The 21,607-nt window shown below is 73.8% G+C and carries 19 protein-coding genes and 1 riboswitch; of the genes, 6 read left to right on the forward strand and 13 right to left on the reverse strand.

The features are described 5' to 3' along the window. Positions 1–48: 48 nt before the first annotated feature. The 4 genes from GHR20_RS04890 to GHR20_RS04900 form a co-directional block, all read right to left on the reverse strand. Positions 49–198 carry a hypothetical protein gene (locus GHR20_RS04890; RefSeq protein ID WP_153812366.1) on the reverse strand — a complete coding sequence of 50 codons (150 nt, stop codon included), beginning with the start codon at positions 196–198 and terminating at the stop codon, positions 49–51. Between the two features lie 32 nt (positions 199–230). Further along, a riboswitch (SAM riboswitch) is annotated at positions 231–341 on the reverse strand. A gap of 79 nt (positions 342–420) precedes the next feature. Further along, positions 421–1,311 (reverse strand): glutathione S-transferase C-terminal domain-containing protein, encoded by an 891-nt coding sequence (locus GHR20_RS04895; protein ID WP_153812367.1) that lies wholly within the window; start codon positions 1,309–1,311, stop codon positions 421–423. A gap of 99 nt (positions 1,312–1,410) precedes the next feature. After that, positions 1,411–1,533 carry a hypothetical protein gene (locus GHR20_RS38100; protein ID WP_275549596.1) on the reverse strand — a complete coding sequence of 41 codons (123 nt, stop codon included), beginning with the start codon at positions 1,531–1,533 and terminating at the stop codon, positions 1,411–1,413. Positions 1,534–1,647: 114 nt separating this feature from the next. Further along, positions 1,648–3,099 (reverse strand): cytosine permease, encoded by a 1,452-nt coding sequence (locus GHR20_RS04900; protein ID WP_194858810.1) that lies wholly within the window; start codon positions 3,097–3,099, stop codon positions 1,648–1,650. Between the two features lie 275 nt (positions 3,100–3,374). Here GHR20_RS04900 and GHR20_RS04905 point away from each other — a divergent pair, with 275 nt between their 5' ends. Beyond that, a complete protein-coding gene (locus GHR20_RS04905) occupies positions 3,375–4,796 on the forward strand; it encodes an amino acid permease (protein ID WP_153812368.1) in 1,422 nt (473 codons plus the stop codon). 27 nt (positions 4,797–4,823) lie between these two features. Here GHR20_RS04905 and GHR20_RS04910 read toward each other — a convergent pair whose 3' ends face one another. The 5 genes from GHR20_RS04910 to GHR20_RS04930 form a co-directional block, all read right to left on the reverse strand. Beyond that, positions 4,824–6,200, reverse strand: a complete 1,377-nt coding sequence (locus tag GHR20_RS04910) for a deoxyribodipyrimidine photo-lyase (protein WP_153812369.1) — start codon at positions 6,198–6,200, stop codon at positions 4,824–4,826. A 930-nt stretch (positions 6,201–7,130) separates the two neighbouring features. After that, positions 7,131–8,699 (reverse strand): SDR family oxidoreductase, encoded by a 1,569-nt coding sequence (locus GHR20_RS04915; protein WP_153812370.1) that lies wholly within the window; start codon positions 8,697–8,699, stop codon positions 7,131–7,133. 210 nt (positions 8,700–8,909) lie between these two features. Beyond that, positions 8,910–11,081 (reverse strand): DEAD/DEAH box helicase, encoded by a 2,172-nt coding sequence (locus GHR20_RS04920; RefSeq protein ID WP_153812371.1) that lies wholly within the window; start codon positions 11,079–11,081, stop codon positions 8,910–8,912. 114 nt (positions 11,082–11,195) lie between these two features. Then, a complete protein-coding gene (locus tag GHR20_RS04925) occupies positions 11,196–11,846 on the reverse strand; it encodes a response regulator transcription factor (RefSeq protein ID WP_148025638.1) in 651 nt (216 codons plus the stop codon). Then, positions 11,843–13,105: a sensor histidine kinase gene (locus GHR20_RS04930; protein ID WP_153812372.1), complete on the reverse strand. Its 1,263-nt coding sequence runs from the start codon at positions 13,103–13,105 to the stop codon at positions 11,843–11,845. The genes GHR20_RS04925 and GHR20_RS04930 overlap by 4 nt, the downstream gene beginning before the upstream one ends. Positions 13,106–13,277: 172 nt before the next feature. On the opposite strand from GHR20_RS04930, the gene GHR20_RS04935 reads away from it, so the two are divergent. From GHR20_RS04935 to GHR20_RS04945, 3 genes are read left to right on the forward strand one after another with little or no spacing between them, the layout of a single operon-like run. After that, on the forward strand, positions 13,278–14,363 hold the full coding sequence (locus GHR20_RS04935) for an ABC transporter permease (RefSeq protein ID WP_111584210.1): 1,086 nt from the start codon (positions 13,278–13,280) through the stop codon (positions 14,361–14,363). Next, a complete protein-coding gene (locus GHR20_RS04940; RefSeq protein ID WP_153812373.1) occupies positions 14,360–15,037 on the forward strand; it encodes an ABC transporter ATP-binding protein in 678 nt (225 codons plus the stop codon). The genes GHR20_RS04935 and GHR20_RS04940 overlap by 4 nt, the downstream gene beginning before the upstream one ends. Continuing rightward, positions 15,034–15,195 carry a hypothetical protein gene (locus GHR20_RS04945; RefSeq protein WP_153812374.1) on the forward strand — a complete coding sequence of 54 codons (162 nt, stop codon included), beginning with the start codon at positions 15,034–15,036 and terminating at the stop codon, positions 15,193–15,195. The genes GHR20_RS04940 and GHR20_RS04945 overlap by 4 nt, the downstream gene beginning before the upstream one ends. An 84-nt stretch (positions 15,196–15,279) precedes the next feature. Here GHR20_RS04945 and GHR20_RS04950 read toward each other — a convergent pair whose 3' ends face one another. Next, positions 15,280–16,731, reverse strand: a complete 1,452-nt coding sequence (locus tag GHR20_RS04950; RefSeq protein WP_153812375.1) for an amidase — start codon at positions 16,729–16,731, stop codon at positions 15,280–15,282. Between the two features lie 152 nt (positions 16,732–16,883). On the opposite strand from GHR20_RS04950, the gene GHR20_RS04955 reads away from it, so the two are divergent. Continuing rightward, entirely contained in the window at positions 16,884–17,492 is a 609-nt protein-coding gene (locus tag GHR20_RS04955; protein ID WP_153812376.1) for a TetR/AcrR family transcriptional regulator, read from the forward strand. Positions 17,493–17,883: 391 nt separating this feature from the next. Continuing rightward, the gene (locus tag GHR20_RS04960; RefSeq protein ID WP_194858811.1) at positions 17,884–18,960 is read left to right on the forward strand and encodes a response regulator; all 1,077 of its coding nucleotides are present in this window, start codon (positions 17,884–17,886) and stop codon (positions 18,958–18,960) included. A gap of 206 nt (positions 18,961–19,166) precedes the next feature. Here the strand turns inward: GHR20_RS04960 and GHR20_RS04965 are convergent, their stop codons facing one another. The 3 genes from GHR20_RS04965 to GHR20_RS04975 all read right to left on the reverse strand — a co-directional run bounded on the left by GHR20_RS04965 (position 19,167) and on the right by GHR20_RS04975 (position 21,602). Next, the gene (locus GHR20_RS04965; RefSeq protein WP_153812377.1) at positions 19,167–20,423 is read right to left on the reverse strand and encodes an MFS transporter; all 1,257 of its coding nucleotides are present in this window, start codon (positions 20,421–20,423) and stop codon (positions 19,167–19,169) included. 163 nt (positions 20,424–20,586) lie between these two features. Beyond that, positions 20,587–21,348, reverse strand: coding sequence for a glucose 1-dehydrogenase (locus GHR20_RS04970; RefSeq protein WP_153812378.1), 762 nt, complete (start codon positions 21,346–21,348; stop codon positions 20,587–20,589). An 11-nt stretch (positions 21,349–21,359) separates the two neighbouring features. After that, complete coding sequence (locus GHR20_RS04975; RefSeq protein WP_111584203.1) at positions 21,360–21,602, reverse strand: acyl carrier protein; 243 nt, start codon at positions 21,600–21,602, stop codon at positions 21,360–21,362. Positions 21,603–21,607: the final 5 nt, after the last annotated feature.

Raw genomic sequence — 21,607 nt, forward strand, 5'->3', positions numbered from 1 at the left:
GCGTCCCCGGGATCCGGGGCTACGGCCGCCGGGGCGAGAGGGTGTGGGTCAGCCCCGGCAGCCGTGGATCGCGCCCGGCGCGGTACAGAGCGCGCTGCTGACGCGCAGCAGGTCGACGGCGCGGTCCGCGACCAGGGCGGCGCGCGGCGGTACGCAGCCCTGGGGGCGGCTCAGGGCCGTCCGGGGAGCTGCGTACATGGCGTCACCTGTCACTGTCACGGCCCCGCGGGGCCTCGCGCTTACCGAAGTCGTCGTCCGGTCCGGTCGTCACCTGGGGCACCCCACCGCGTCGCGAGGGTTGCCGGTCAGCGAGCCAGGGCTTGGCGCTGACGCTCTTGACCGCATCTGAGCCGCAAGTAATCCAGCAGGCGCCGCGAATGTCAACGTCCGTCCGTCACGTGGACATCGCCCGGCCCGATCTCACCTGCGGGAAGTGTCCGGGGAGCCGCTCGCGTGGGCCGCCCAGTCCAGGATCTGGACGGCGGCTCCGGCGGCCTCCAGGCCCCGGCAGTGGCCCTCGTGGCGGCGCGCGATGCCGTCGAGGTCGAGATGGCGGCCGAAGGCGGGATGGCCCGCGAGGCGGCGGGCGTAGGCCCACAGGGCCCGGTGCCCAGCGATGCGCTGCACCGCGGACGCGTCCAGGTGGCAGCGGTGCACCAGGTCCAACCGCACCAGGGACACCCAGAGTTCGACATCGGCGGCGGTGAGCCTGCCGTCGGCCAGGTACACCTCCCCCGCCAGCCGCCGCTCCAGCCGGCCCAGGGTGTCCAGCAGCACATCGAGCGCGGCCGCCCGCTCCGCGGGGCCGGCACCGGCGCGGCCCGCGCGCTGGGCGGCCTCCTCGATGCCCTCGGCGCACATCCGCTCGACGGCCTCGATCACGGACTCCAGGCCGGGCGGGAACAGGGGGTGCGCGCAGGTGCGCGGGAAGCGGTCCAGGTCGCGCAGGATGTCGCGGGCGTGGGTGCTGACGATGCGTCCGGACCAGTCGTCGCTGAGCACCGGCGCGAGCGCCGGGCCCCGGTAGTGGTAGGCGCTGGCCTCGTACAGCGGACGCAGTGCGGCGTGGCCGCCGCCGTGGCCGTCCGGGAGGGCGGGCAGGAGGGTGACCGGACAGCTGTCGGCCAGGCCGAGCAGGGCATGACCGACGGCGAGGCGCAGTCCGTCGGGACAGGCGGTGGACAGATGGAGGCGGTAGCGGTGCGGCACGGCGTAGTGGCCGCTGCGCGCGTCCCGGCCGAGCCGGCCCCGGAAGGCGGGCGCGGCGACGCGGTGGGCGGGCGGGACGGCGGCGAGCGGAGTGATGGACATGCGTCTCCCCGGGTGGTGGGCGTGCGAGGGCGCGTCGGCGGGAGCCGTCGGGACGGTGGCCGCGAGGACCTGAGCGGCGAAGGGGCGTGGTTCAGCGCGTCAGCGCGGGTCGCCCTGGGCGCTGCACACGCGCAGCAGGTCGATGTGCAGGCGGGAGGTGAGCAGCGGGGTGCGCGTCGGCGTCCGGCCCGCTCGGCCGGTGACCGCTTCGAGGCGCGCCATGATTCCCTACCTGTTCACTAGGATTCCCTGTCGGGAAGTCTCGATCCCCCTCGCCCCGGCGTCAAGAGGGTGTCCACCGTCGGGGACGCGGGCCCGCCCGCACTGGTACCTCTCTCAGGGCTCCCGGTGCTCGGACGCCGCCCGCTCCAGTTCCGCCGCCTCCGCCCGCGCCAGCCGCGCCTCCGCCTCGACGTCGAGGGAGCGGGTCAGCCACCAGTACAGGAGGGCGGACACGGGCAGCCCGATGAACAGGGAGATGTCCGCGCCGCCGAGCGCCTTCGCGGCGGGGCCCACGTACAGGGTGCCGACGGAGAAGAACGGCACCATGACGGCGAAGCCGGCCAGGTAGGAGATGATCCCGCGCCAGCCCCAACGGCCGTAGATGCCCCGGGGGTTGAAGATCTCGGCGACCGCGTAGTGACCCCGTCGCACCACGTAGTAGTCCATGAGGTTGACCGCGGTCCACGGGATGAACAGGTAGAGGACCAGCAGCAGGAAGTCGTTGAAGTCGGCGAGGAAGTGCGCGGTGGCGGCGAGCGCGCCGATCACGGAGAGCGCGGCGGTCAGGGCGAGGGTGAGCAGCCGCACGGAGAGCGTCGGCCGTACCCGGCGTACCGAGTCGATGGCGCTGATCAGGGTCAGCGAACCGCCGTACATGTTGAGCGCGGTGACGGAGATCAGGCCGAGCGCGGCGAAGAGCAGCACGATCGCGCCGAAGCCGTCGAAGATCTTGTCACCGGCGGCGTCGATCGAGGTGATGGTCTCGAAGTGCGCGCCCGCCCAGGCCGCGAGGAGGGTGCCGAGGACCATCATCCAGATGCCGCCGAGCGCGGAGCCGAAGTAGGTCCAGTAGAAGGTCTTGCGGACGGTCACGTCCGGCGGCAGGTAGCGGGAGTAGTCCGAGACGTAGATGGCCCAGCTGATCTGGTAGCCGGCGACCACGCCGAACTGGGCGAGGAACGGCGTCCACTTGAAGGCGCCGAGGTCGAAGGAGCCGGCCGGGTAGTGCAGGGTGAGCAGGATGCCGACGGTGAAGATCCCGAAGACGACCAGGAAGACGTAGGTCAGGACCCGCTCCGCCTTGTGGATGATGTCGTAGCCCACCAGGGCGATGACGAGCGCGACCACGGTGACCGCGAGGACCCAGGGCTTCACCCCGCCGTGCAGCGTGGTGTGCAGGGCGTCGGCGGCGAGGATGCTGTTGAAGACGTTGAACCCGGCGTACTGCACATAGGCGAACAGCCACACCAGGAGCGCGCCGACATAGCCGAACTGCGGCCGCGACTGGATCATCTGCGGCAGGCCCAGCTGGGGTCCCTGGGCGGAGTGGAAGGCCATGAAGAAGGTGCCGAGGACGGTGCCGGCGACGATGGCCAGCAGCGACCAGACGAGGTTGCCGCCGCCGGTGATGCTGATCAGCCCCACGGCCAGGGTGGCGATCTGGGCGTTGGACATGAACCACAGCGGGCCCAGGTGCCACAGCTTGCCGTGCCGCTCGTTCAGCGGGACGTAGTCGATGGACCGGACCTCGATCCCGGACACCCTGCCCTGCGCCGACCCGCTCATGCCGCCTCCCGAGCCCGTTGCGTCACTCGGATCACATGGTGCACCGGCGCGGGCCCGCTGACGAGACCGCGGACGACGACACCCCGGGTGATCACCGCGGGCACGGACGGCGCCGGAGATATCGCGGCCCGAGGGGCTCTCCGGCTCAGTTTTTCCGCGCACGGAATGCCGGGACGAGACAAGAAACGGCGATTTTGCGACAGGTACGGGCATCGCCGACCATGGCGGGGTCCCGGCGATCCCGGGACGTCGGCTTGATGAGAGGCGCACCACCCATGCACGTCACCGGGACCGCTCCGCCGCCGGCTCCGGCCCCCTCGGAGAGCCTCGCGGCGCCCGCCGGGGACCCCCAGGAGCCGTCCGGCAACCGGCACGCGCGCCGGTTCGGGCTGCCCGTGGCCACCGCGCTGGTCATGGGCAACATCATCGGCGGCGGCATCTTCCTGCTTCCCGCCTCCATCGCCCCCTACGGCACGGTCAGCCTGGTCGCCTTCGGCGTGCTGACCGTCGGCGCCATCGCCCTCGCGCTGACCTTCGGCAAGCTCGCCGCGCGCGATCCGCGCACCGGCGGCCCGTACGTCTACGCCCGCGGCGCGTTCGGCGACTTCGCGGGCTTCCTCGCGGCCTGGTCGTATTGGATCACCACCTGGGTGTCGAACGCCGCGCTCGCCGTGGCCGCCGTCGGCTATCTGGACGTGCTGATCCCGGTGAGCGGACACCGCTGGACCGCATGCCTGGCCGCGCTGGCCATCCAGTGGCTGCCTGCGCTCGCCAACTTCGCCGGCACCCGGTATGTGGGCGCCGTGCAGCTGGTCTCCACGGTGCTGAAGTTCGTGCCGCTGCTGCTCGTGGCGGTCGGCGGGCTGTTCTTCTTCGACCCCTCACGGCTCGGCCCGTTCAACTCCAGCGGCCATGGCGCGATCGGCGCGGTCTCCGCCTCCGCCGCGCTGCTGCTCTTCTCCTACCTCGGGGTGGAGTCCGCCGCGGTCAGCGCCGGTGAGGTCAGGAACGCCCGGCGCAATGTGGGCCGGGCCACCGTGATCGGCACCGCGGGCGCCGCGCTGGTGTATCTGCTGGGCACGCTGTCCGTGTTCGGTACGGTCGACCACCAGCGTCTGGTCCACTCCACCGCGCCCTTCTCGGATGCCGTGAACGCGATGTTCGGCGGCAGCTGGGGCGGCTGGGCGGTGGCGCTCGCCGCGCTGGTGTCGATGGTCGGCTGTCTGAACGGCTGGACCCTGCTCAGCGCCCAGACCCCGTACGCCGCCGCGCGTGACGGGCTCTTCCCGGCCGCCTTCACCCGGCGCCGCCGGGGCGTGCCGACGGTCGGCGTCGGCGTCACCGTGGTGCTGGCCTCCCTGCTCACCGCGTACAACTACCTCTCCGGCTCCGGCAAGGTCTTCGAGGTCCTGGTCCTCGTCACCACCTTCACCGCGACCGTCCCCTACCTGCTGGCCACCGCCGCCCAGCTCTTCCACCTCGTCTCCGGGCGCGCCGACCAGGTGGACCGGGGCCGGCTGGTCCGGGACGCGGTGGTCACCTCGGTCGCCGCCGCCTTCTCGCTCTGGCTGATGGCGGGCGCCGGCTACGCGGCGGTGTACCAGGGGGCGCTGTTCCTCTTCGCCGGTGTCCTCGTCTACGCGGTGATGACGGCGCGGCGGGCCCGGGCGGCCGGGGCCGGGCAGCACACCTCGTAGGCGCGCCCGCGATCCGGGGGGAGGCGGTCACTTCCCCCGGTCGCGGGCCGCGCGGAACCGGTCCAGGCCCGCCGACAGGTCGACCACCGGATCGGGATAGTCCAGCGCGGCCCGCTCCGCGCCGGGCAGCTTCCACGGCTCGTGCACGAACCGGTCGGCGACGTCCGCGAGTTCGGGCACCCAACGGCGCACATAGCCGCCGCCGCGGTCGTACCGCCTGCCCTGGGCGACGGGGTTGAGGACCCGGTTGGGGCGGGTGTCCGTGCCGGTCCCTGCCACCCACTGCCAGTTGAGCTGGTTGTTGGCGATGTCGCCGTCGACCAGCCAGTGCAGGAAGTGGTCGGCGCCGATCCGCCAGTCGAGGTAGAGCGTCTTGGTCAGGAAGGACGCGGTCAGCAGCCGGGCCCGGTTGTGCATCCAGCCCTCGTGGCGCAGCTGCCGCATCGCCGCGTCGATCACCGGGTAGCCGGTACGGCCCTCCCGCCACGCCTCGACGTCGGCGCGCGCGGCCTTTCCCGTGCGCCAGCGGTCGCCCTTCGTGCGGTAGTCGGCGCGGGCGGCACCCGGGCGGGCGGCGAGCACCTGGCGGTGGAAGTCGCGCCAGGCGAGCTGCCGTACCAGCGCCTCCGCCCCGGGGCCGCCGTGGCGGCGGGCCCGCTGGACCAGTTCCACCGGGGACAGGGTGCCGAAGTGCAGATGCGCGGAGAGCCGGGAGGTGGCGTCGGCGGCGAGGTCGTCGTGGGTGTCGTCGTAGGCGTCCAGGCCCGTGCGCCAGTACGCGGTCACCCGCTTGCGGCCCTCGCGCTCGCCGCCGGCCGGGAGGGCGGGCGAGACGCCGGTGACGTCCTCGCGGGCGGGCAGCGGTTCGCCCTTCACCCCGTCCGGCACGGGCACCCGGCGCGGTGCGGCCAGCGGCGCGCGCAGCCCGGCCTGCGCCCAGCGGCGGTGGTACGGCGTGAAGACCGCGAAGTGGTCGGAACCTGCCGGGGTCACCTCACCGGGCGGCACGGCCACGGTCACCGCGTCGTGCACGAGCAGCCGCCGCCCGTCGGCCTCCAGCGCCCGCCGCAGCCGGTCCTCGCGGTGCGTGGCGAAGGCGCTGTGCGCGGCCGCCAGGTGCACCTCGCCGGCGTCCGCCTCCGCCGCCACCGCGCACACCTGCCGCACCAGGTCGCCGGAGCGCACCACGAGCCGTCCGCCGCGCTCGCGCAGGGACGCGTCCAGGTCGGCCAGGCAGTCGGCGAGGAACGCGCTGCGGTTCGGGGTGGCGAACCCGGCCGCCTCGACGGCCCGGTCGCGCACGAACAACGGGACGACCTCGTCGGCGGCGCCCAGCGCCGCGCGCAGCACCGGCTGGTCGTGCAGGCGCAGGTCGGAGGTGAACAGGACGACCGAGACGGACATGCCGGTCAGCCTATGGGCGGTGGGCGGGAGCAGCACGGTCCTCCAACGGCGCGGCGAGACCGCTCGCCCGTTCGGGGCGGGGTGCCGGGTGCCGGTGCCGGGTTCCGGTGCCAGTGCCAGCTCCGGGCCGAGTGCCGGTTCGAGGCCGGGTCCAGGTCCGAGGCAACGTCTCCCGGTTCCGGGCCGGGGCCAGGTTCGAGGCCACGTCTCCCGGTTCCGGGCCGGACGCCAGTACGGAGCGGGGTGCCGGGTGCCGGTGCCAGTGCCAGCTCCGGGCCGAGTGCCGGTTCGAGGCCGGGTCCAGGTCCGAGGCAACGTCTCCCGGTTCCGGGCCGGACGCCAGTACGGGGCCGAGCCTCGGTTCAAGGCCAGACGCCGGTTAGAGGCCGAGTCCCGGTTCCGGGCCAGACGCCCGTACGAGGCCGAGTGCCTGTCCCGGGCCGGGTCCAGGTTCGAGGCCAGGTGGTGATGCGGGGCCGGGGCACGGTTCGGGACAAGAGTGCCGGTTCCGGGCCCGGAGGCCGGTTCGAGGCCACGTCACCCGGCCCCGGGCCAGACGCACGTACGGGGCCAAGTGCCGGTTCGAGGCCAGGCGCCGGTTCCGGGCCAGGGGCCGGTTCCGGGCCGGGCGCCGGTTCGAGGCCACGTCACCCGGTTCCGGGCCAGACGCACGTACGGGGCCAAGTGCCGGTTCGAGGCCAGGCGCCGGTTCCGGGCCGGAGGCCGGTTCCGGGCCGGGCGCCGGTTCGAGGCCACGTCACCCGGTTCCAGGCCGGACGCCATTACGGGGCCAAGTGCCGGTTCGAGGCCAGGCGCCTGTTCCGGGCCGGAGGCCGCTCCCGGGCCGGAGGCCGCTCCCGGGCCGGAGGCCGCTCCCGGGCCGGAGGCCGGTTTCGGGGCGGAGGCCGGTTTCGGGGCGGGGGCCGGGGCTCAGCCCGAGGTGGTGTGGCCGGTCGGGGCGGGATCGTGGTCGTGGGGTCGGCCGTCGTCCTGGTTGCGGGCGGCGGCGCGCACGATGTTGCGGGCCATGCCGCCGAAGACGACCGCGTGGAAGGGCGAGACGCTCCACCAGTACAGATGGCCGAGCAGCCCGCGGGGGTGGAACAGCGCCCGCTGCCGGTACCGGACACCGCCGTCGCCGTCGTCCACCCGCATCTCCAGCCAGGCCAGGCCCGGCAGCCGCATCTCGGCGCGCAGCCGCAGCAGCCGGCCGCGTTCGATCTCCTCCACCCGCCAGAAGTCCAGCGAGTCGCCCACCCGCAGCCGCCGCGCGTCCCGGCGGCCCCGGCGCAGGCCCACCCCGCCGGCCAGCCGGTCGAGCCAGCCCCGTACCGCCCAGGCCAGCGGAAAGGAGTACCAGCCGTTCTCCCCGCCGATGCCCTCCACGACCCGCCACAGGGCCTCGGGCGGCACGTCCGCCTCGCGTTCGCGCACATCCGTGTACAGGCTGCCGCCCGCCCAGTCCGGATCGGTGGGCAGCGGATCGCTCGGGGCACCCGGCACGGCGGCGGAGGACCAGCGGGTGACGACCTGGGCCTCGCGGATCCGCTGGAGCGCCAGGGCGAGCGCCCGGTCCAGGCCGAGGGGGTGGCCGGGCGGGCTCGGCACGTACCGTTCGATGTCGTTCTCGTGGCAGACCACCTCGTGCCGCAGCGACTCCGTCAGCGGGCGCGCGATGGCGGCCGGCACCGGGGTCACCAGCCCGACCCAGTGACTGGACAGACCGGGGGTGAGCACCGGCACCCGCAGGATCATCCGCTTGGGCAGCCCGGCCGCCGCAGCGTAGCGCTGCATCATGTCCAGGTAGGTGAGCACCTCGGGACCGCCGACGTCGAAGGCGCGGTTGACGTCCCGCGGCAGCGTCGCGCAGCCCACCAGGACGCGCAGGACGTCCCGTACGGCGACGGGCTGGATCCGGGTGCGCACCCAGCGCGGGGTGACCATCACGGGCAGCCGTTCGGTGAGGTAGCGCAGCATCTCGAAGCTCGCGGAGCCGGAGCCGATGATGACGGCGGCGCGCAGCACGGCGGTCGGCACGCCCGAGCCGAGCAGGATGCGGCCGACCTCGGCCCGGGAGCGCAGATGCGGCGACAGCTCGTGCTCGGGCACCCCCGCGGGGGTCAGCCCGCCGAGGTACACCAGGCGCTCCACCCCGGCCCGGTGGGCCTGCTCGCCGAAGACACGGGCGGCCCGCCGGTCGGTGCGCTCGAAGTCGCGGCCGGTGCCGAGCGCGTGCACCAGGTAGTAGGCCACGTCCATGCCGTCCATCGCCCGCGCCACCGAGTCCGGGTCCGTGACATCGCCCTGGACGATCTCCACCCGGCCGGCCCAGGGGTGGTCGCGCAGCTTGCGCGGGGTGCGGACCAGACAGCGCACCCGGTAGCCGGCGTCCAGCAGTTCCGGCACCAGCCGGCCGCCGATGTACCCGCTGGCGCCGGTGACCAGGCAGGCCGGCGGGCCGCCCTCGTGCGCGTTCCGGTCCCCTGTCTCGTCCGCCACGGATCCGCCCCGTCCACGCTCGGGTGCCGGTGCGTCGGATCGCGCTCCGGCTGGCTCCAGCCTGGCGGGCCCGCGGGGGGATGCGCCTGGGGCATGGGCCGACCGGGTGAAGTACGACGGTCTCCCGGGTGATGTACGAGGGTCCGTCGGGTGACGTACGACGGTCTCGGGCGGGGCCGCCCGGTCACTCGCCCGGTCACGGCCGCCCGGTCACTCGCTGGGTTGCAGCGGGCTCTCGTCCGCCACGCCGAGGCGGGCCTGCTCCTCCTCGACGATCCGGCGGGCCAGCTCGGTGTCGGACACGTCGACCGCGTCCGGGGTCGCCTCGGCCACGGCGCTGCGCCGCGCGTAGGCGTCGAACAGGCGGGTCTTGGCCGCGAGCATCTTCACCAGGCGTTCGTCCACGCCCCCGGTGGCGAGCAGCCGGTACACCCGTACCGGTCTGACCTGCCCCATGCGATGGGCGCGGCCCACCGCCTGGTGCTCGATGGTCGGCTTGATCTGGGGTTCGCAGATGACGACGACGGAGGCGGCCTGCATGTTGAGGCCGACCCCGGCCGCCTGGATCTGCGCGAGGAGCACCGCGGGACCGGGCGCGGCGGCGAAGTCGTCCACCAGCAACTGGCGCCGCGCGGCCGGGACGCCTCCGGTGAGCGGCCCGAACAGGACGGTGTCCGGGGCGAGTTCGCCGCGTACCACGCCCAGTACGTCCTTGAAGTTGGAGAAGACGAGGGTCTTCTGCCCGTTCTCGCCGGCCTCCCGGACGATCTCCCGGAGCCGGTCCAGCTTGGCCGAACCCTGCGGGCGCATGTAGGCGGCCCGGCGCATCGCCATGAAGTTGCCGTCGCGTACGGCTTCCCGGTACTCCTCCTCGTCCGTCGCGCTGAGTTCCTCCCATTCGTCGCTCTGCTGGAGGCTGGGCAGTTCGGTCAGGACGTCCACCTGGTTGCGCCGCAGATAGACCGGGGCGACGGCCCTGCGGAAGGCCACGGATCCGGCCGGCGCGTCCCCCTCTCCCAGGGAGTCCGCTATCCCGCGGTGCAGCATCCCGACCAGGTTGCGGAACTCGACGACCCTGTTCTCCATGGGAGTTCCGGTCATGAACAGGGCGCGCTCGCAGCGCTCCGCCCACCCGGCAACGGCCTGGGACCGCTTGGCACCCGGGTTCTTCACGCAGTGCGCCTCGTCCACGACGAGCAGCCCGACCTCGCCGCCGCCCGGCACCGGGAATCCGCGCAGCGCGTCGAACGTGGTCACCGCGACCCCGCCCCGCCCCTTCCAGTCGGCGAACGCCTCGTGCCGGTCGGGCCCGTGCAGCACCATGACGCGCAGGGTGCTGCGGGCCTCGATCTCCCGGGTCCAGTTGACGAGGACGCTCGCCGGGCAGACGACCATGAAGTGGCTCTGCCCCTCGGCGGCGAGGTGCGCCAGTACGGCGATGGCCTGGATGGTCTTCCCGAGGCCCATCTCGTCGCCGAGGATCACCTTGCGCTGGGCGAGGACGAACCGCGCGCCGAACGCCTGGTAGCCGCGCAGGGAGACGCGCCGGTGCTCCTCGGCGAGCCGCTGGGTGCGGACCCGTTCGGCGACCTCCTCCGGCAGGAAGCCCTCGGCGGCGGCCGCGTCCGGCTGCCGCCCGGAGATCTCGGCGAGCAGGCCGTAGTACTCGGCGGAGCGGAGCTCGAAGTCCACCCAGGCCGCGATGTCGGACGAGGTGCCGCGCAGCAGGTCCACCGAGGTCTGGGCCAGCGACTCGGGCAGGGCCGCGGCGTGCGCGTCGGCGACGAGGGCGCGGATCCCGGCGAGCGCGGCCAGCGCACGGGCCCGCTTCTCCCGCCCGGCCAGCAGCATCCTGAACCGTCCGGCGGCGGGCTTCGCCTCGGTCAGCAGCGGGCCGAGGCGCTGGGCGAGGGCCGTGGCCTCGTCCACCGTGCGCCGTGCCGCCGGGCCCGCCTCCACGAGTACGTGCAGGGCCTCGACCAGTGCGGTGGTCGCGGGTTCCGGGCGGTCGACGTCGATATGGACGGCCACCGTCTCGTGCACGGCCTCGGACAGCCGCCGGGCGGCGGCGAGCATCTGGTCGACGGTGCGCTGCCCGACGCCGGGGATCTGCCGCAGCCGGTACGGCCCCGCTTCGAGGACCTCGCCGACCGTGCGCAGACCGCTCTTGTCGACGTTGCCCAGCCGCAGCCGGCCCTCGGTGACGTCCTGGAGCCGGGCGACCGGGATGGCGCCGAGTTCCCGCGCGACCGCCCCGTCGTGGATCGGCTTCAGCGCCGCGCGCACCGCCTCGACCGCCCTGGCATGGTCACCGGCCACCGCCTGCGCCGCCTCGTACAGCCGCGCCCCACCCGCGAGTGCCTCCCGCCCGTCGTGCCCCACCCTTGCCGCCCCCACTCCTCGCCACCGAACTCACGCACCCCCAGGAACATAAAAGATTCCCATACGACGGGGGGATGGGAGGGGGTCAGCGTACGACGGGGTGAGGTGAGGGAGTCAGCGCCGGATGAACCCGAGATCCGTCGCCGTGGCGACCGCCGCCGTGCGGGAGTCGACGGCCAGTTTCGTGTAGACGCGGGCGAGGTGGGACTTGACGGTTCCCTCGGTGAGGTGGAGGCGCTGGGCGATGGCCTGGTTGGAGAGACCGTCGGCGACCAGGACGAGGACCTCGGTCTCGCGCCGGGTCAGGGCGGTGCCCGGCATGCGCAGCCGGTTCATGAGCCGTTCGGCGACGGTGGGCGCGAGGGTGGTGCGGCCGGCCGCCGCGGTGCGCACGGCGGCGGCCAGGTCCTCGGGCGGCGCGTCCTTGAGCAGGTATCCGGTGGCCCCGGCTTCGATGGCGGGCAGCGTGTCCGCGTCGGAGTCGTACGTGGTGACGACCAGCACCCTGGGCGCCCCGGCCCGGGCGGTGATCAGCGCGGTGGCCTCCGCACCGCCCATGCCCCTGCCGAACTGGAGGTCCATGAGCACCACGTCGACATCGCCCCCGGCGGCGCGGGCCACGGCCTCCTCCGCGGTGGCGGCCTCGGCCACGACGACCAGCCCGGGCTCGGTCTCCAGCACGGCCCGCAGCCCGGCCCGGACCACGGGGTGGTCGTCGGCCAGGAGCAGCCGGATGGGGGCGCGCGGAGAGCTGTCGTCGGTCACGGGCGGGCCTCGGGCGTGGTGTCGGGGGCGGGCGGGCTGTCGTACATGATCTCGGGCGGGCCGTCGGCAGGCCCGCCGAGCGGGAGCCGGGCGGTCAGGGAGGTGCCCCTGCCCGGCGCGGACTCGATGGTCAGGGTGCCGCCGAGGGCGCGCATCCGGGCGCGCATCGCCGCCAGGCCGAAGCCGCCGCTCTCCGGGTCGGGGGCGGGCAACAGGGCGGGGTCGAAGCCGGTGCCGTCGTCGGTGATGTCGAGGGTGACGCGGTCGCCGAGGTAGCCGAGGGTGATCTCGGCGCCGGTGGCGTGGGCGTGCCGCACGGTGTTGGCGAGGGCGGACTGGGCGATGCGCAGCAGGGCGACCTCGTGCTCCGTGGCCAGCGGGACCGGGTCGCCGGTGCGGTGGAAGCGCGCGGTGATCCGGTGACGGGCACCGGTCGTGGCGCACAGCCGGGCCAGCGCGTCGGCCAGCGTGGTGCCGTCCAGGGCGGGCGGGGTGAGGGCGGCGACGAAGCGGCGGGCCTCGGCGAGGTTGTCCACCGCGGCCCGGCGGGCCGCCACCACATGGCCGGCGGCGGCATCGGGCCGGTCGGGCAGGGCGCGTTCGGCGGCGCGCAGCAGCAACTGGATGCTGGAGAGGCCCTGGGCGAGGGTGTCGTGGATCTCCCGGGCCAGCCGTTCGCGTTCGGCCAGCACGCCCGCGGTGTGCTGGACCCGGTCCAGGTCGGCGCGGGTGGCGGTGAGTTCCTCGATCAGGCGCCTGCGCCGCTCGCTCTCCCGGTACAGGGCCTGGTAGCCCCGTACCACCGCGACCGCGACCGCGGCGCCGAGCGCGGGCCCGATCGCCATGGCCGCGCCGAAGGAGCCCTGGTGGGCGGCGAACCCGGCGATGGCCGCCGCCGCGGTCGCGGCCACGGCGGCGAGCCCGGCCCGGCGCGGCAGCAGATGGAGCTGGAGGAAGTACAGCGGGAACGCCAGCCACACGGCGTCCGAGGACAGCGCCAGCAGCACCAGCCATACGGCGCCCACCGCGGCGAGCCACAGCGCGGCGGCCCGTCGGGAGCGGCGCACGCGGGGCAGCAGCGGACCGGCCGCGTACACCCCGGCGCAGGCCAGGGCGACGGCCACGACCGGCCGGGCGGCGGTCCCGTCGTCGGCGACGGCCCGCCACGCGGCCAGCGTGAGCAGGCCGAGGACCAGCAGGTGCAGGCACCAGGACAGGGCCCGGGTCGTCGGGGTCGGAGCGGGGGAAGCGGTGTTCACAGTGCCTCCCAGACTACGGAGGCCGCCGGGCCGCCGGCCTCTGTCGAAAGGTGGAACCCGGCCGCCGCCTTCCGGCCCGTGAAGTGCCGTCCTGCGCCGGACGCGCGCACGGGGGCCCGGCGGCGACGGTGAGGGCCTACCGCTTTTCCCCGCCGGAAGGACAGCCGAGGCCGTGTTCGTCGCCTGGAGAGATCTGAGGTTCGCCAAGGGGCGGTTCGCCCTGATGGGGACCGTCGTCGTACTGATCACCCTGCTGGTCGGGCTGCTGTCCGGGCTGACGGCCGGACTGGGCCGGCAGAACATCTCGGCGATCACCGGCCTGCCCGCCACCGCGATCGCCTTCCAGGCCCCCGCCCGCGGCCAGGGTCCCTCGTACGCCGATTCCACCGTCACCGAGGCCCAGCGGCGGCAGTGGGCCGAGGCCCCCGGCGTCGAGAGCGCCGAACCGCTCGGGATCACCCCCACCAAGGCCACCGCCGGGGACCGGAGCACCGGGGTCTCCGTCTTCGGCGTCCGGCCCGGCTCCCGCCTCGCCCCGGACAGCGGCCGGCTGGACGACCGTACGGTGGTGCTCTCCACCGGCGCCGCCGACGGCCTCGGCGTGACGGCCGGCGGCTCCCTCACCCTCGCCGGACAGCGGCTGACGGTCGGCGCGGTGCGGGGCGACGCCTTCTTCAGCCACACCCCGGTCGTCTGGACCAGCCTCGACGTCTGGCGCCGGACCGCGCCGCCCACCGGCGACGGGGGCCGCCCGGCCGCCGGTGTCCTCGCCCTGACCACCTCCGGGGCCGATACCGCGGCCATCGACCGGCGGGCCGGCACCAGGACCGTCTCCATCGCCGACTCGCTGTCCGCGATCGGCTCCTACACCTCCGAGAACGGCTCCCTCCAGCTGATGCGCGGCTTCCTGTTCGCCATCTCCGCCCTGGTCATCGGCGCCTTCTTCACCGTGTGGACCATCCAGCGCGGCACGGACGTCGCCGTCCTGAAGGCCCTGGGCGCCGCCACCGGCTACCTGCTCAAGGACGCGCTCGGCCAGGCCGTCGTGCTGCTCGTCGGCGGCACCCTGCTCGGCACCGGCATGGCCGCCGCCCTGGGCGCCCTCGTCGTGGGCGGCGCCGTGCCCTTCGTCCTCTCCCCGGGCACCGTCCTGGTCCCGGCCGCGGTGACGGTCGTACTCGGCGCCCTCGGGGCCGCGCTGTCCGTCCGCCGCATCACCTCCGTCGACCCGCTGACCGCCCTGGGGAGCGCCCGATGAGCCTGTGCCTGAGCGACATCACCCTCACCTATCCCGACGGCGACACCCGGCTGACCGCCCTGGACCGGGTCGGCCTGGAGGTGCCCCGGGGCAGCCTGACCGCCGTGGTCGGCCCGTCCGGCTCCGGCAAGTCCAGCCTCCTCGCCGTCGCCGCCACCCTGATCACGCCGGACACCGGCACCGTCACCGTCGACGGCATCCGCACCACCGGACTGAGCCGGGGCGAGCTGACCGAGCTGCGCCGGGGGCGGATCGGCATCGTCTTCCAGCAGCCCCATCTGCTGCCCTCCCTGACCGCCGCCGAGCAGCTCCAGGTGATGGCCCATATCGACGGCCGCTCCCCCGCCGGGGCGCGCGGCCGGGCCATGGGACTTCTCGACGCGGTCGGCCTCGCCGGCCAGGCCGGGCGCCGCCCCCACCAGCTCTCCGGCGGCCAGCGTCAGCGCGTCAACATCGCCCGCGCCCTGATGAACGACCCCACCGTCCTCCTGGTCGACGAACCCACCAGCGCCCTGGACCACGAGCGCGGCACCGCCGTCCTCGATCTGCTCACCCGGCTCACCCGGGAACGGGACACCGCCACCGTCCTGGTCACCCACGACCGCACCCACCTCACGGCCGCCGACCGGATCACCGAGGTGCGGGACGGGAGGCTGGTGCAGGTACCGGGGTGACGTGCCTCCGGCTGCGCGAGCTGCTGGGCGCCCCGGGGCTCGCCGTCACCGACATCGAACGAGTGCCGGCCTGGGACGGCGGAGGCGAAGTCCCCGACGGCGGAGGCGGCTCCCTCGTCCTCACCGGGCCGTGGCCCTCCGTGCCGCGCACCATCTAGGGCTATGACCAGCGCTTCAAGGACACCTGCTGGTCCTGCTTGCCCGGACAGTGACCTGTGGAGGCCCAGCCCCTGGCAGACCCCTCATACGCCCTGGTGTGCGCCCGCCCACACGGCGGGGGTCCGCCCCGACCAGGGGGCGGCCTCTTCCAGTTGTCCGGCGAGGCGGAAGAGGACGTCCTCGCGGCCGTACCCCGCCGCGAACTGGATGCCGATGGGCAGCCCGGTGGCGGGGTCCGTCTCCAGGGGGACGGACATGGCGGGGGTGCCGGCGATGTTGAACGCGGCGGTGAACGGCGAGCGGTGGAAGACCCGTTCGAGCCAGCCGAGCCCGTCCATGCCCTCGACGTCCTCGGCGTACGTGCCCAGGAGCGTGGGGAGTTCGGGCAGTGTCGGGGTGAGCAGCAGGTCGTACTCGGTGAAGTACCTGCCGATCGCGCGCGCGACGCTGTTGCGCATGGCGAGCGCGTGGACGAACTCGGCGCCGCTGACCCGCCGTCCGTAGACGTAACTGGCGAGCGTCTCGGGTTCGAGGGTGGTGCGGTCGACGGGCCGCTCGAAGGCGGCGGCGAAGCCGTCGATCCACGTCACCAGATTGGTGCTCCAGAGGCGGGCGTTGGCGAGGACGAACTCCTCCCAGCCGATGCCCAGTTCGACCTGCACCTCCTCCACCCGGTGCCCCAGGGACTCGGCGAGCCGCGCGGCGCGGAGAGTCGCGTCGAGGACGGCGGCGTCCACACCCCGGCCTCCCCACGGCCGCGTGAGGAGACCGATCCTCAGCCGGCCCGGGGAACGGGTGATCTCCCGCGTGTACGGCCGCTCCGGCCGCGGCGCGGCGTAGGGGTCACCGGACTCGGGGCCGTGGACGAGGTCCAGCAGCGCGGCGCTGTCGCGCACCGAGCGGCTGAGGAAGCCGTGCACGGCGAGCCCGTTGAAGACCTCGTCCGTGTCCGGTCCCATGGAGATCCGGCCACGGGTCGGCTTCAGCCCGAAGAGGCCGCCCGCGGCGGCGGGGACCCGGATGGAGCCCGCCGCGTCGGTCGCGTGCGCGATCGGGACGATACCCGCGGCGACGGCCGCTCCCGAGCCGCCGCTGGACCCGCCGGGGCTGCGGGCCGGGTCCCAGGGGTTGCGGGTGGCGCCGTACAGAACGCCTTCCGTGGTGGTGCTGTACGCGAACTCCGGGGTCGCCGTGCGTCCGAGCGTCACCAGTCCGGCACGGCGCAGCCGCGTCATGAGCGACGAGTCGGCCCCGGCGACGTTCCCGGCGGCGATACGACTGCCCAGCTCCAGCCGCTTGCCGGCCATCGCAACGGCGAGGTCCTTGATCAGGAACGGCACCCCGGCCAGCGGCGTGCTGCCCGGAGCCGGTATGTCCTGCGCGGGCCAGGTCTCGACAACCGCGTTGAGCAGCGGATTCACCGCGTCGGACGCCGCCTGGGCGGTCGCGGCGAGTTCCGCGGCGGTCACCTGGCCGCGAGCCACCAGGTCGGCCAGGCCGACGCCGTCGTGGCGCACGTACTCGGAGAGCTTCATGTCGTCCCTTCAGGGAAACGAAGAATCGAAGAACGGTACCGATCGGTCCCACACGATACCGCTCGGTATCGTGCGGGACCGATCGGTACCGTAGCATTGAGATGAGGCGGTACCCCGCCCCACCGGAACCGACGAGGGGCCGTACGGCGACCATGGACAGAGCCGGCAGACAGAGCAGGGTGGCCAAGCTGCCCCCACGGGAGCGGATCCTCGACGCGGCGGAGGAACTCTTCTCCCGCGAAGGGATCAAGGCGGTGGGGGTCCAGGCGATCGCCGACCGGGCCGAGACCACCAAGATGGCGCTGTACCGCCATTTCGCGACCAAGGACGCGCTGGTCGAGGAGTGGCTGCGCATCGTCGCGGCCGACTACACCGCCGCGTTCGACCGGCTGGCGGAGGCGCACCCCGACGAGCCCCGGGAGCAGATCCTGGGGATGGCCCGGTTCATCGCCGACGGACTGCCCGAGATCTCGCACCGCGGGTGTCCGTTCATCAACTCCATCGCCGAACTGCCGGACCGCGCCCACCCGGCACGCCGGCTGATCGAGGCCCACAAGGCCGGCCAGCTGCGCCGGCTCACCGATCTGTGCGCACGGGCCGGGCTGCCCGGTCCGGACGAGGCGGCGGCGGAGATCACCTTCATCCTCGAAGGGGCCCAGGTGAGCGCCCAGAACGGCTGCGTCGAGCACGCGGGCGAACGGCTCATGAGGATCGTCCGGGCCCTCCTGGACCGCCGGCCGGCCCCCTCGGCCGCCCTCTGAGAAGTCCGGCTACGGGGCGCAACGCCCTCCGGACCGAGCCCCGTTACCGACGTTGTCGACGTTGCGGATGTTGCGGGCATTGCCGTTGCCGGGCGTCGTCGACCTCCAAGAGCGTTGCGGAGCAACACTCCGGCAACGACCGGCACTCCAATCCCTCTGACCTGCCGGGCACTTCACGGCGGGCGGCGACAACTCCCGTGCAACGGGCCCTCGTTGGTGCCAGCCGCGCCCATCATGGCGCCGCAACATCCCCGGCTTCCTCCATCCTGGTGCGGACGAACGGAGGACTTCATGGATCCGGACCCCCTGCTACCGCCGAGACCGACCGCACCAGCTCTCCCCGACCCCGCCGGTGCGGCGAGAAGCGGAACGACGGCCGCGGGGGCGCGCCATGGGTGAGTTACGGCCCCTGGGCGACGACCTCAACGATGCCTCCCGGGCCCTGGCCGAGGCGCTGCGCGAGCTGTTCGAGAGTCTCCACGTGTCCGTCCGCCGGTACGCGGCCCGGCGCGAACTCGACCCCGGCACGGTCTCCCGCTACCTGAACGGCACCCGGCTGCCCCCGTGGGGGGTGATCAGCGATCTCTTCACCGACGTCGCCGAGCACCGCGGCACCGCCGTCACCACCGAGGCCATCGAACTGGTGCGGGACCTGTACGGATCGGCCGTGGACGCCGCCTCCTCCCCCAAGCACGCGGTGGAGATCCTGGAGCGGCAGCTGGCCGACGCCGACCACGTCTCCCGGCGGTCCAGCGTCCGCGGCGACGTCCTCGGCGACGCGCTGCTGGACCGGACGCAGCGCATCGCCGACCTGGAGACGCGGCTCAACCAGCTGGAGGCCGACCGCATCGCGGAGCGGAAACGGGCGGACGAACTCGCGGACGCGCATCCGGATGTCGACGGCCTCATCCGCGAGCGCGACGAGCTCCAACTGGAGGTCGAGCGGCTCGGAGCGGCCCTCCAGGAGGCTCAGGCTCAGCGCGCCGCCGCGGAAAGCCGCTGCGACCTGCTCGAACGCCAGCTGGAGGCCGTCGGCCAGTCCGCCCCGGCCGCTCTGCCGCCGGGCCGTCGGCACATGCCCAAGATCCTCGTCGTCGACGACCAGCCGGACAACCTGCTGGCGATGACCGCGGTCCTGGCGACGCTCGAACAGGAACTCGTCACCGTCTCCTCCGGCCGGGAAGCCCTCAAGGCCCTCCTCGACCACGACGACTTCGCCGTCATCATCATGGACGTGCAGATGCCGGAGATGGACGGCTACGAGACCTGCGCCCACATCAAGCGCCGCTCCAGAACCCGGGACATCCCGATCATCTTCCTGACCGCGATGGGCCTCGGCTCCGAACACTCCGCACGCGGCTACGCGGCCGGCGCCGTCGACTACATCAGCAAGCCCTTCGACCCCTGGGCCCTACGCGCCAAGGTCGCCGTGTTCACCTCCATCCACCTGGAGCGGCACAACCGCTAGACCCCGCATCGACACAGCCCCCGCACCCGGCCAGGGCCGGCCTCGGACCTCCCCGAGACCGGCCCTGATCCGCCCTCTCGCCCCGAGTTCCCGGCAGTCGCCGGGGATGAACAGGGCATCGGTCATCACCGTGTCCCGCAGCCGCACCAGGGGCCCCTCCATCGCGTCGACCGCTACCGCGAGAGGAGACGGTTCCCGCCGACGGGTCAGCGCAGAGAGCGGATGGCCGGGCTCGTGGCGGCCAGGGCGGCGCCCGTCAGGACGGCGCTGCCGCAGGCCAGGAAGAGCGTCGTCGTGCCGTACGGGAGCAGTACGCCGGCGATGACGTAGGAGAACGGGTCCAGCGCCACCGTGGCCAGCACCACGAGGCTGAGGACGCGTCCCAAGAGCCGTCTGGGCACGCGCTCCTGCAAAGTCGCGACGACCACCACGCCGAGGAACGCGGACCCGAGGCCGACGAGCGAGACGAGCGCCGTCGCGGCGGCGACGTGGGTGACGGTGCCCAGTCCGGCCACGCCCGCGCCGATCGCCGCGACCCCGCCGACCACGGTCCAGCCGCGCCGGGCGGGCGGTCGCCACCCGGCCATGAGGGAGCCGGCCAGTGAGCCCGCGCCGAAACCGGAGAGCACGACCCCGAGGGACCCGTTGCCACCGAGGCGTTGATCGGCGAGCACCGCGCCGCCCACGAGCACGGGGCCCACGACCGCGATGTTGATCAGGGCCACGGCCGCCAGCATTCCCCGCACCAGCGGTTCGCGCCAGGCGTATCCCAGGCCCGCTCCGAGCGCACGTGTACTGCTGAGCCGCTCACCCTGGACGGGGTCCGGGCCGACGTCGTCCCCGGCGCGTTCGACGCGTCGTACCACGCGGAAGAGCGTGCTGAGGGCGATGGCGGCGAGCAGCGCCATCGCCGAGATCCCACCGAGCGTCGCGTCGAATCCGAGCGCGGCGACGGCTGCGGCGGCCACCGCTGGGCCGACCAGATCGCCCGCCGACTCCGCGCCCTGGATCAGCGCGTTTACCCGGGAGAGCCGCGCGGTCGGCACGATGGCGGGCAGCACGGCCAGGGCCGCCGGGAAGTACGCGGCGTCGGCGGCGCCGAGCAGCCCGGCGAGCAGCGCGACCGTCCGCACCGAGGGTGCGGTGAGGGTGACGACGGCACCGAGGGCGAGCAGGACGGCGACCCGGAGCCAGGCGGCACCGACCGTGACCCGCACGGGACCGAGGCGGTCGACCAGGACGCCCGCGGGAAGCAGGAGAGCCGCTCGCGGCAGCGCCACGGCCACGAGGACGAGCCCGGTGAGGAGCCCGGGTTTCGACAGTTCGAGCACGAAGAGCGTGAGCCATACGAGGAACAGCGCGTCGACCACGGCGGCCAGCCCCTGGCCCACGATCAGACGGCGCAGGCGCGGATCGCCCAGCGGGCCACGCGGATGGGTACGGGCCGTCGGCTCCGTCGTCATGGTCTGCCCCCCGGGGCGCCGAGTGGATCGGTCCTGCGCGCAGCAGTCCGCCGACGTGGTCGCGCCCGGTTCACGCCGAGGCGGACACGACCGTATCGTTCATCGATCGGCGGACGCGGGACGCATCGGCCGGCACATGCGGGACGGGATCGCGCGGGTGCCGCTACGCGATGTGCGTGCCCCCGTCGACCGTCAGGGTGGTGCCCGTGATGTAGGACGCCGCGTCGGAGACGAGGAAGACCAGGGCCGCGGCGAGTTCCTCGGGCTGTCCGATGCGGCCCGAGAGCACCCGCGGCATCATCGCCTCGAGGTAGCCCTCGGCGTATTCGTCGGTCATCGCGGAGGGGAAGAAGCCCGGTGCGAGGGCGTTGACGCGGATGCCCTTGCCCGGGGTCCACTGCTGGGCGAGATCGCGGGTGAGTCCGAGGAGGCCGGCCTTCGACGCCGAGTAGGCGGCCTGCGGCAGACCGCCGGTGACCAGCGCGAGGATGCTCGACACGTTGACGATGGCACCGCCGGGCGGCATCACCGCGCCCGCGGCCTGGGCCATCCAGTAGGAGCCGTTGAGATTGGTGTCGACGACCTCGCGGAACTGCTCCGGCGTCTCCTCCGTCGCGGGTCGTTCGCCGCTGATCCCGGCGTTGTTGACGAGGATGTCCACCCGCCCGAAGGCGTGCACGGCCGCGTCGATCAGGGCGCGGCAGTCCTCCGGCCTGGAGATGTCGGTGCGCACCGCGACGCTCCGGCGGCCGAGCCTCTCGACGGCCGTACGCACCGCCGCCAGCCGCTCGACGCGCCGTGCCCCGAGCACCACATCGGCGCCGGCCTCGGCCACCGCGGTGGCGAAGGCGACACCCAGTCCGGAGGAGGCGCCGGTGACCACGGCCACGCGGCCGTCGAGCCGGAAGCGATCGAGGACGCTCATGGCGGTCCCGGTCATCGATGGGTGGCGATGTAGCTCACCACGTCGCCGACGGTCCTCAGCTCCGCGATCCGGTCGTCGGGGAACTTCACCTCGAATTTGTCCTCGGCGGCCACGGTGATCTCCACCATGGAGAGGGAGTCGATGTCGAGATCGTCGGTGAAGGACTTCTCGGTGGTCACGTCGGCGGGGTCGATGCCGGCGACCTCTTCGACGATCTTGGCAAGGGAGTCGAGAATGTCGGCGTTGTTCGCCATGGGTT

The sequence above is a fragment of the Streptomyces sp. SUK 48 genome (genome assembly GCF_009650765.1).
Lineage (GTDB): Bacteria > Actinomycetota > Actinomycetes > Streptomycetales > Streptomycetaceae > Streptomyces.

Excerpts from the sequence above, each read along its gene's own strand:
- GHR20_RS04890 (WP_153812366.1), bottom strand. The coding sequence starts at position 198 with ATGTACGCAGCTCCCCGGACGGCCCTGAGCCGCCCCCAGGGCTGCGTA.
- GHR20_RS04895 (WP_153812367.1), bottom strand. The coding sequence starts at position 1,311 with ATGTCCATCACTCCGCTCGCCGCCGTCCCGCCCGCCCACCGCGTCGCC.
- GHR20_RS38100 (WP_275549596.1), bottom strand. The coding sequence starts at position 1,533 with ATGGCGCGCCTCGAAGCGGTCACCGGCCGAGCGGGCCGGACGCCGACG.
- GHR20_RS04900 (WP_194858810.1), bottom strand. The coding sequence starts at position 3,099 with ATGAGCGGGTCGGCGCAGGGCAGGGTGTCCGGGATCGAGGTCCGGTCC.
- GHR20_RS04905 (WP_153812368.1), top strand. The coding sequence starts at position 3,375 with ATGCACGTCACCGGGACCGCTCCGCCGCCGGCTCCGGCCCCCTCGGAG.
- GHR20_RS04910 (WP_153812369.1), bottom strand. The coding sequence starts at position 6,200 with ATGTCCGTCTCGGTCGTCCTGTTCACCTCCGACCTGCGCCTGCACGAC.
- GHR20_RS04940 (WP_153812373.1), top strand. The coding sequence starts at position 14,360 with ATGAGCCTGTGCCTGAGCGACATCACCCTCACCTATCCCGACGGCGAC.
- GHR20_RS04950 (WP_153812375.1), bottom strand. The coding sequence starts at position 16,731 with ATGAAGCTCTCCGAGTACGTGCGCCACGACGGCGTCGGCCTGGCCGAC.
- GHR20_RS04955 (WP_153812376.1), top strand. The coding sequence starts at position 16,884 with ATGGACAGAGCCGGCAGACAGAGCAGGGTGGCCAAGCTGCCCCCACGG.
- GHR20_RS04960 (WP_194858811.1), top strand. The coding sequence starts at position 17,884 with ATGGGTGAGTTACGGCCCCTGGGCGACGACCTCAACGATGCCTCCCGG.
- GHR20_RS04965 (WP_153812377.1), bottom strand. The coding sequence starts at position 20,423 with ATGACGACGGAGCCGACGGCCCGTACCCATCCGCGTGGCCCGCTGGGC.
- GHR20_RS04970 (WP_153812378.1), bottom strand. The coding sequence starts at position 21,348 with ATGAGCGTCCTCGATCGCTTCCGGCTCGACGGCCGCGTGGCCGTGGTC.
- GHR20_RS04975 (WP_111584203.1), bottom strand. The coding sequence starts at position 21,602 with ATGGCGAACAACGCCGACATTCTCGACTCCCTTGCCAAGATCGTCGAA.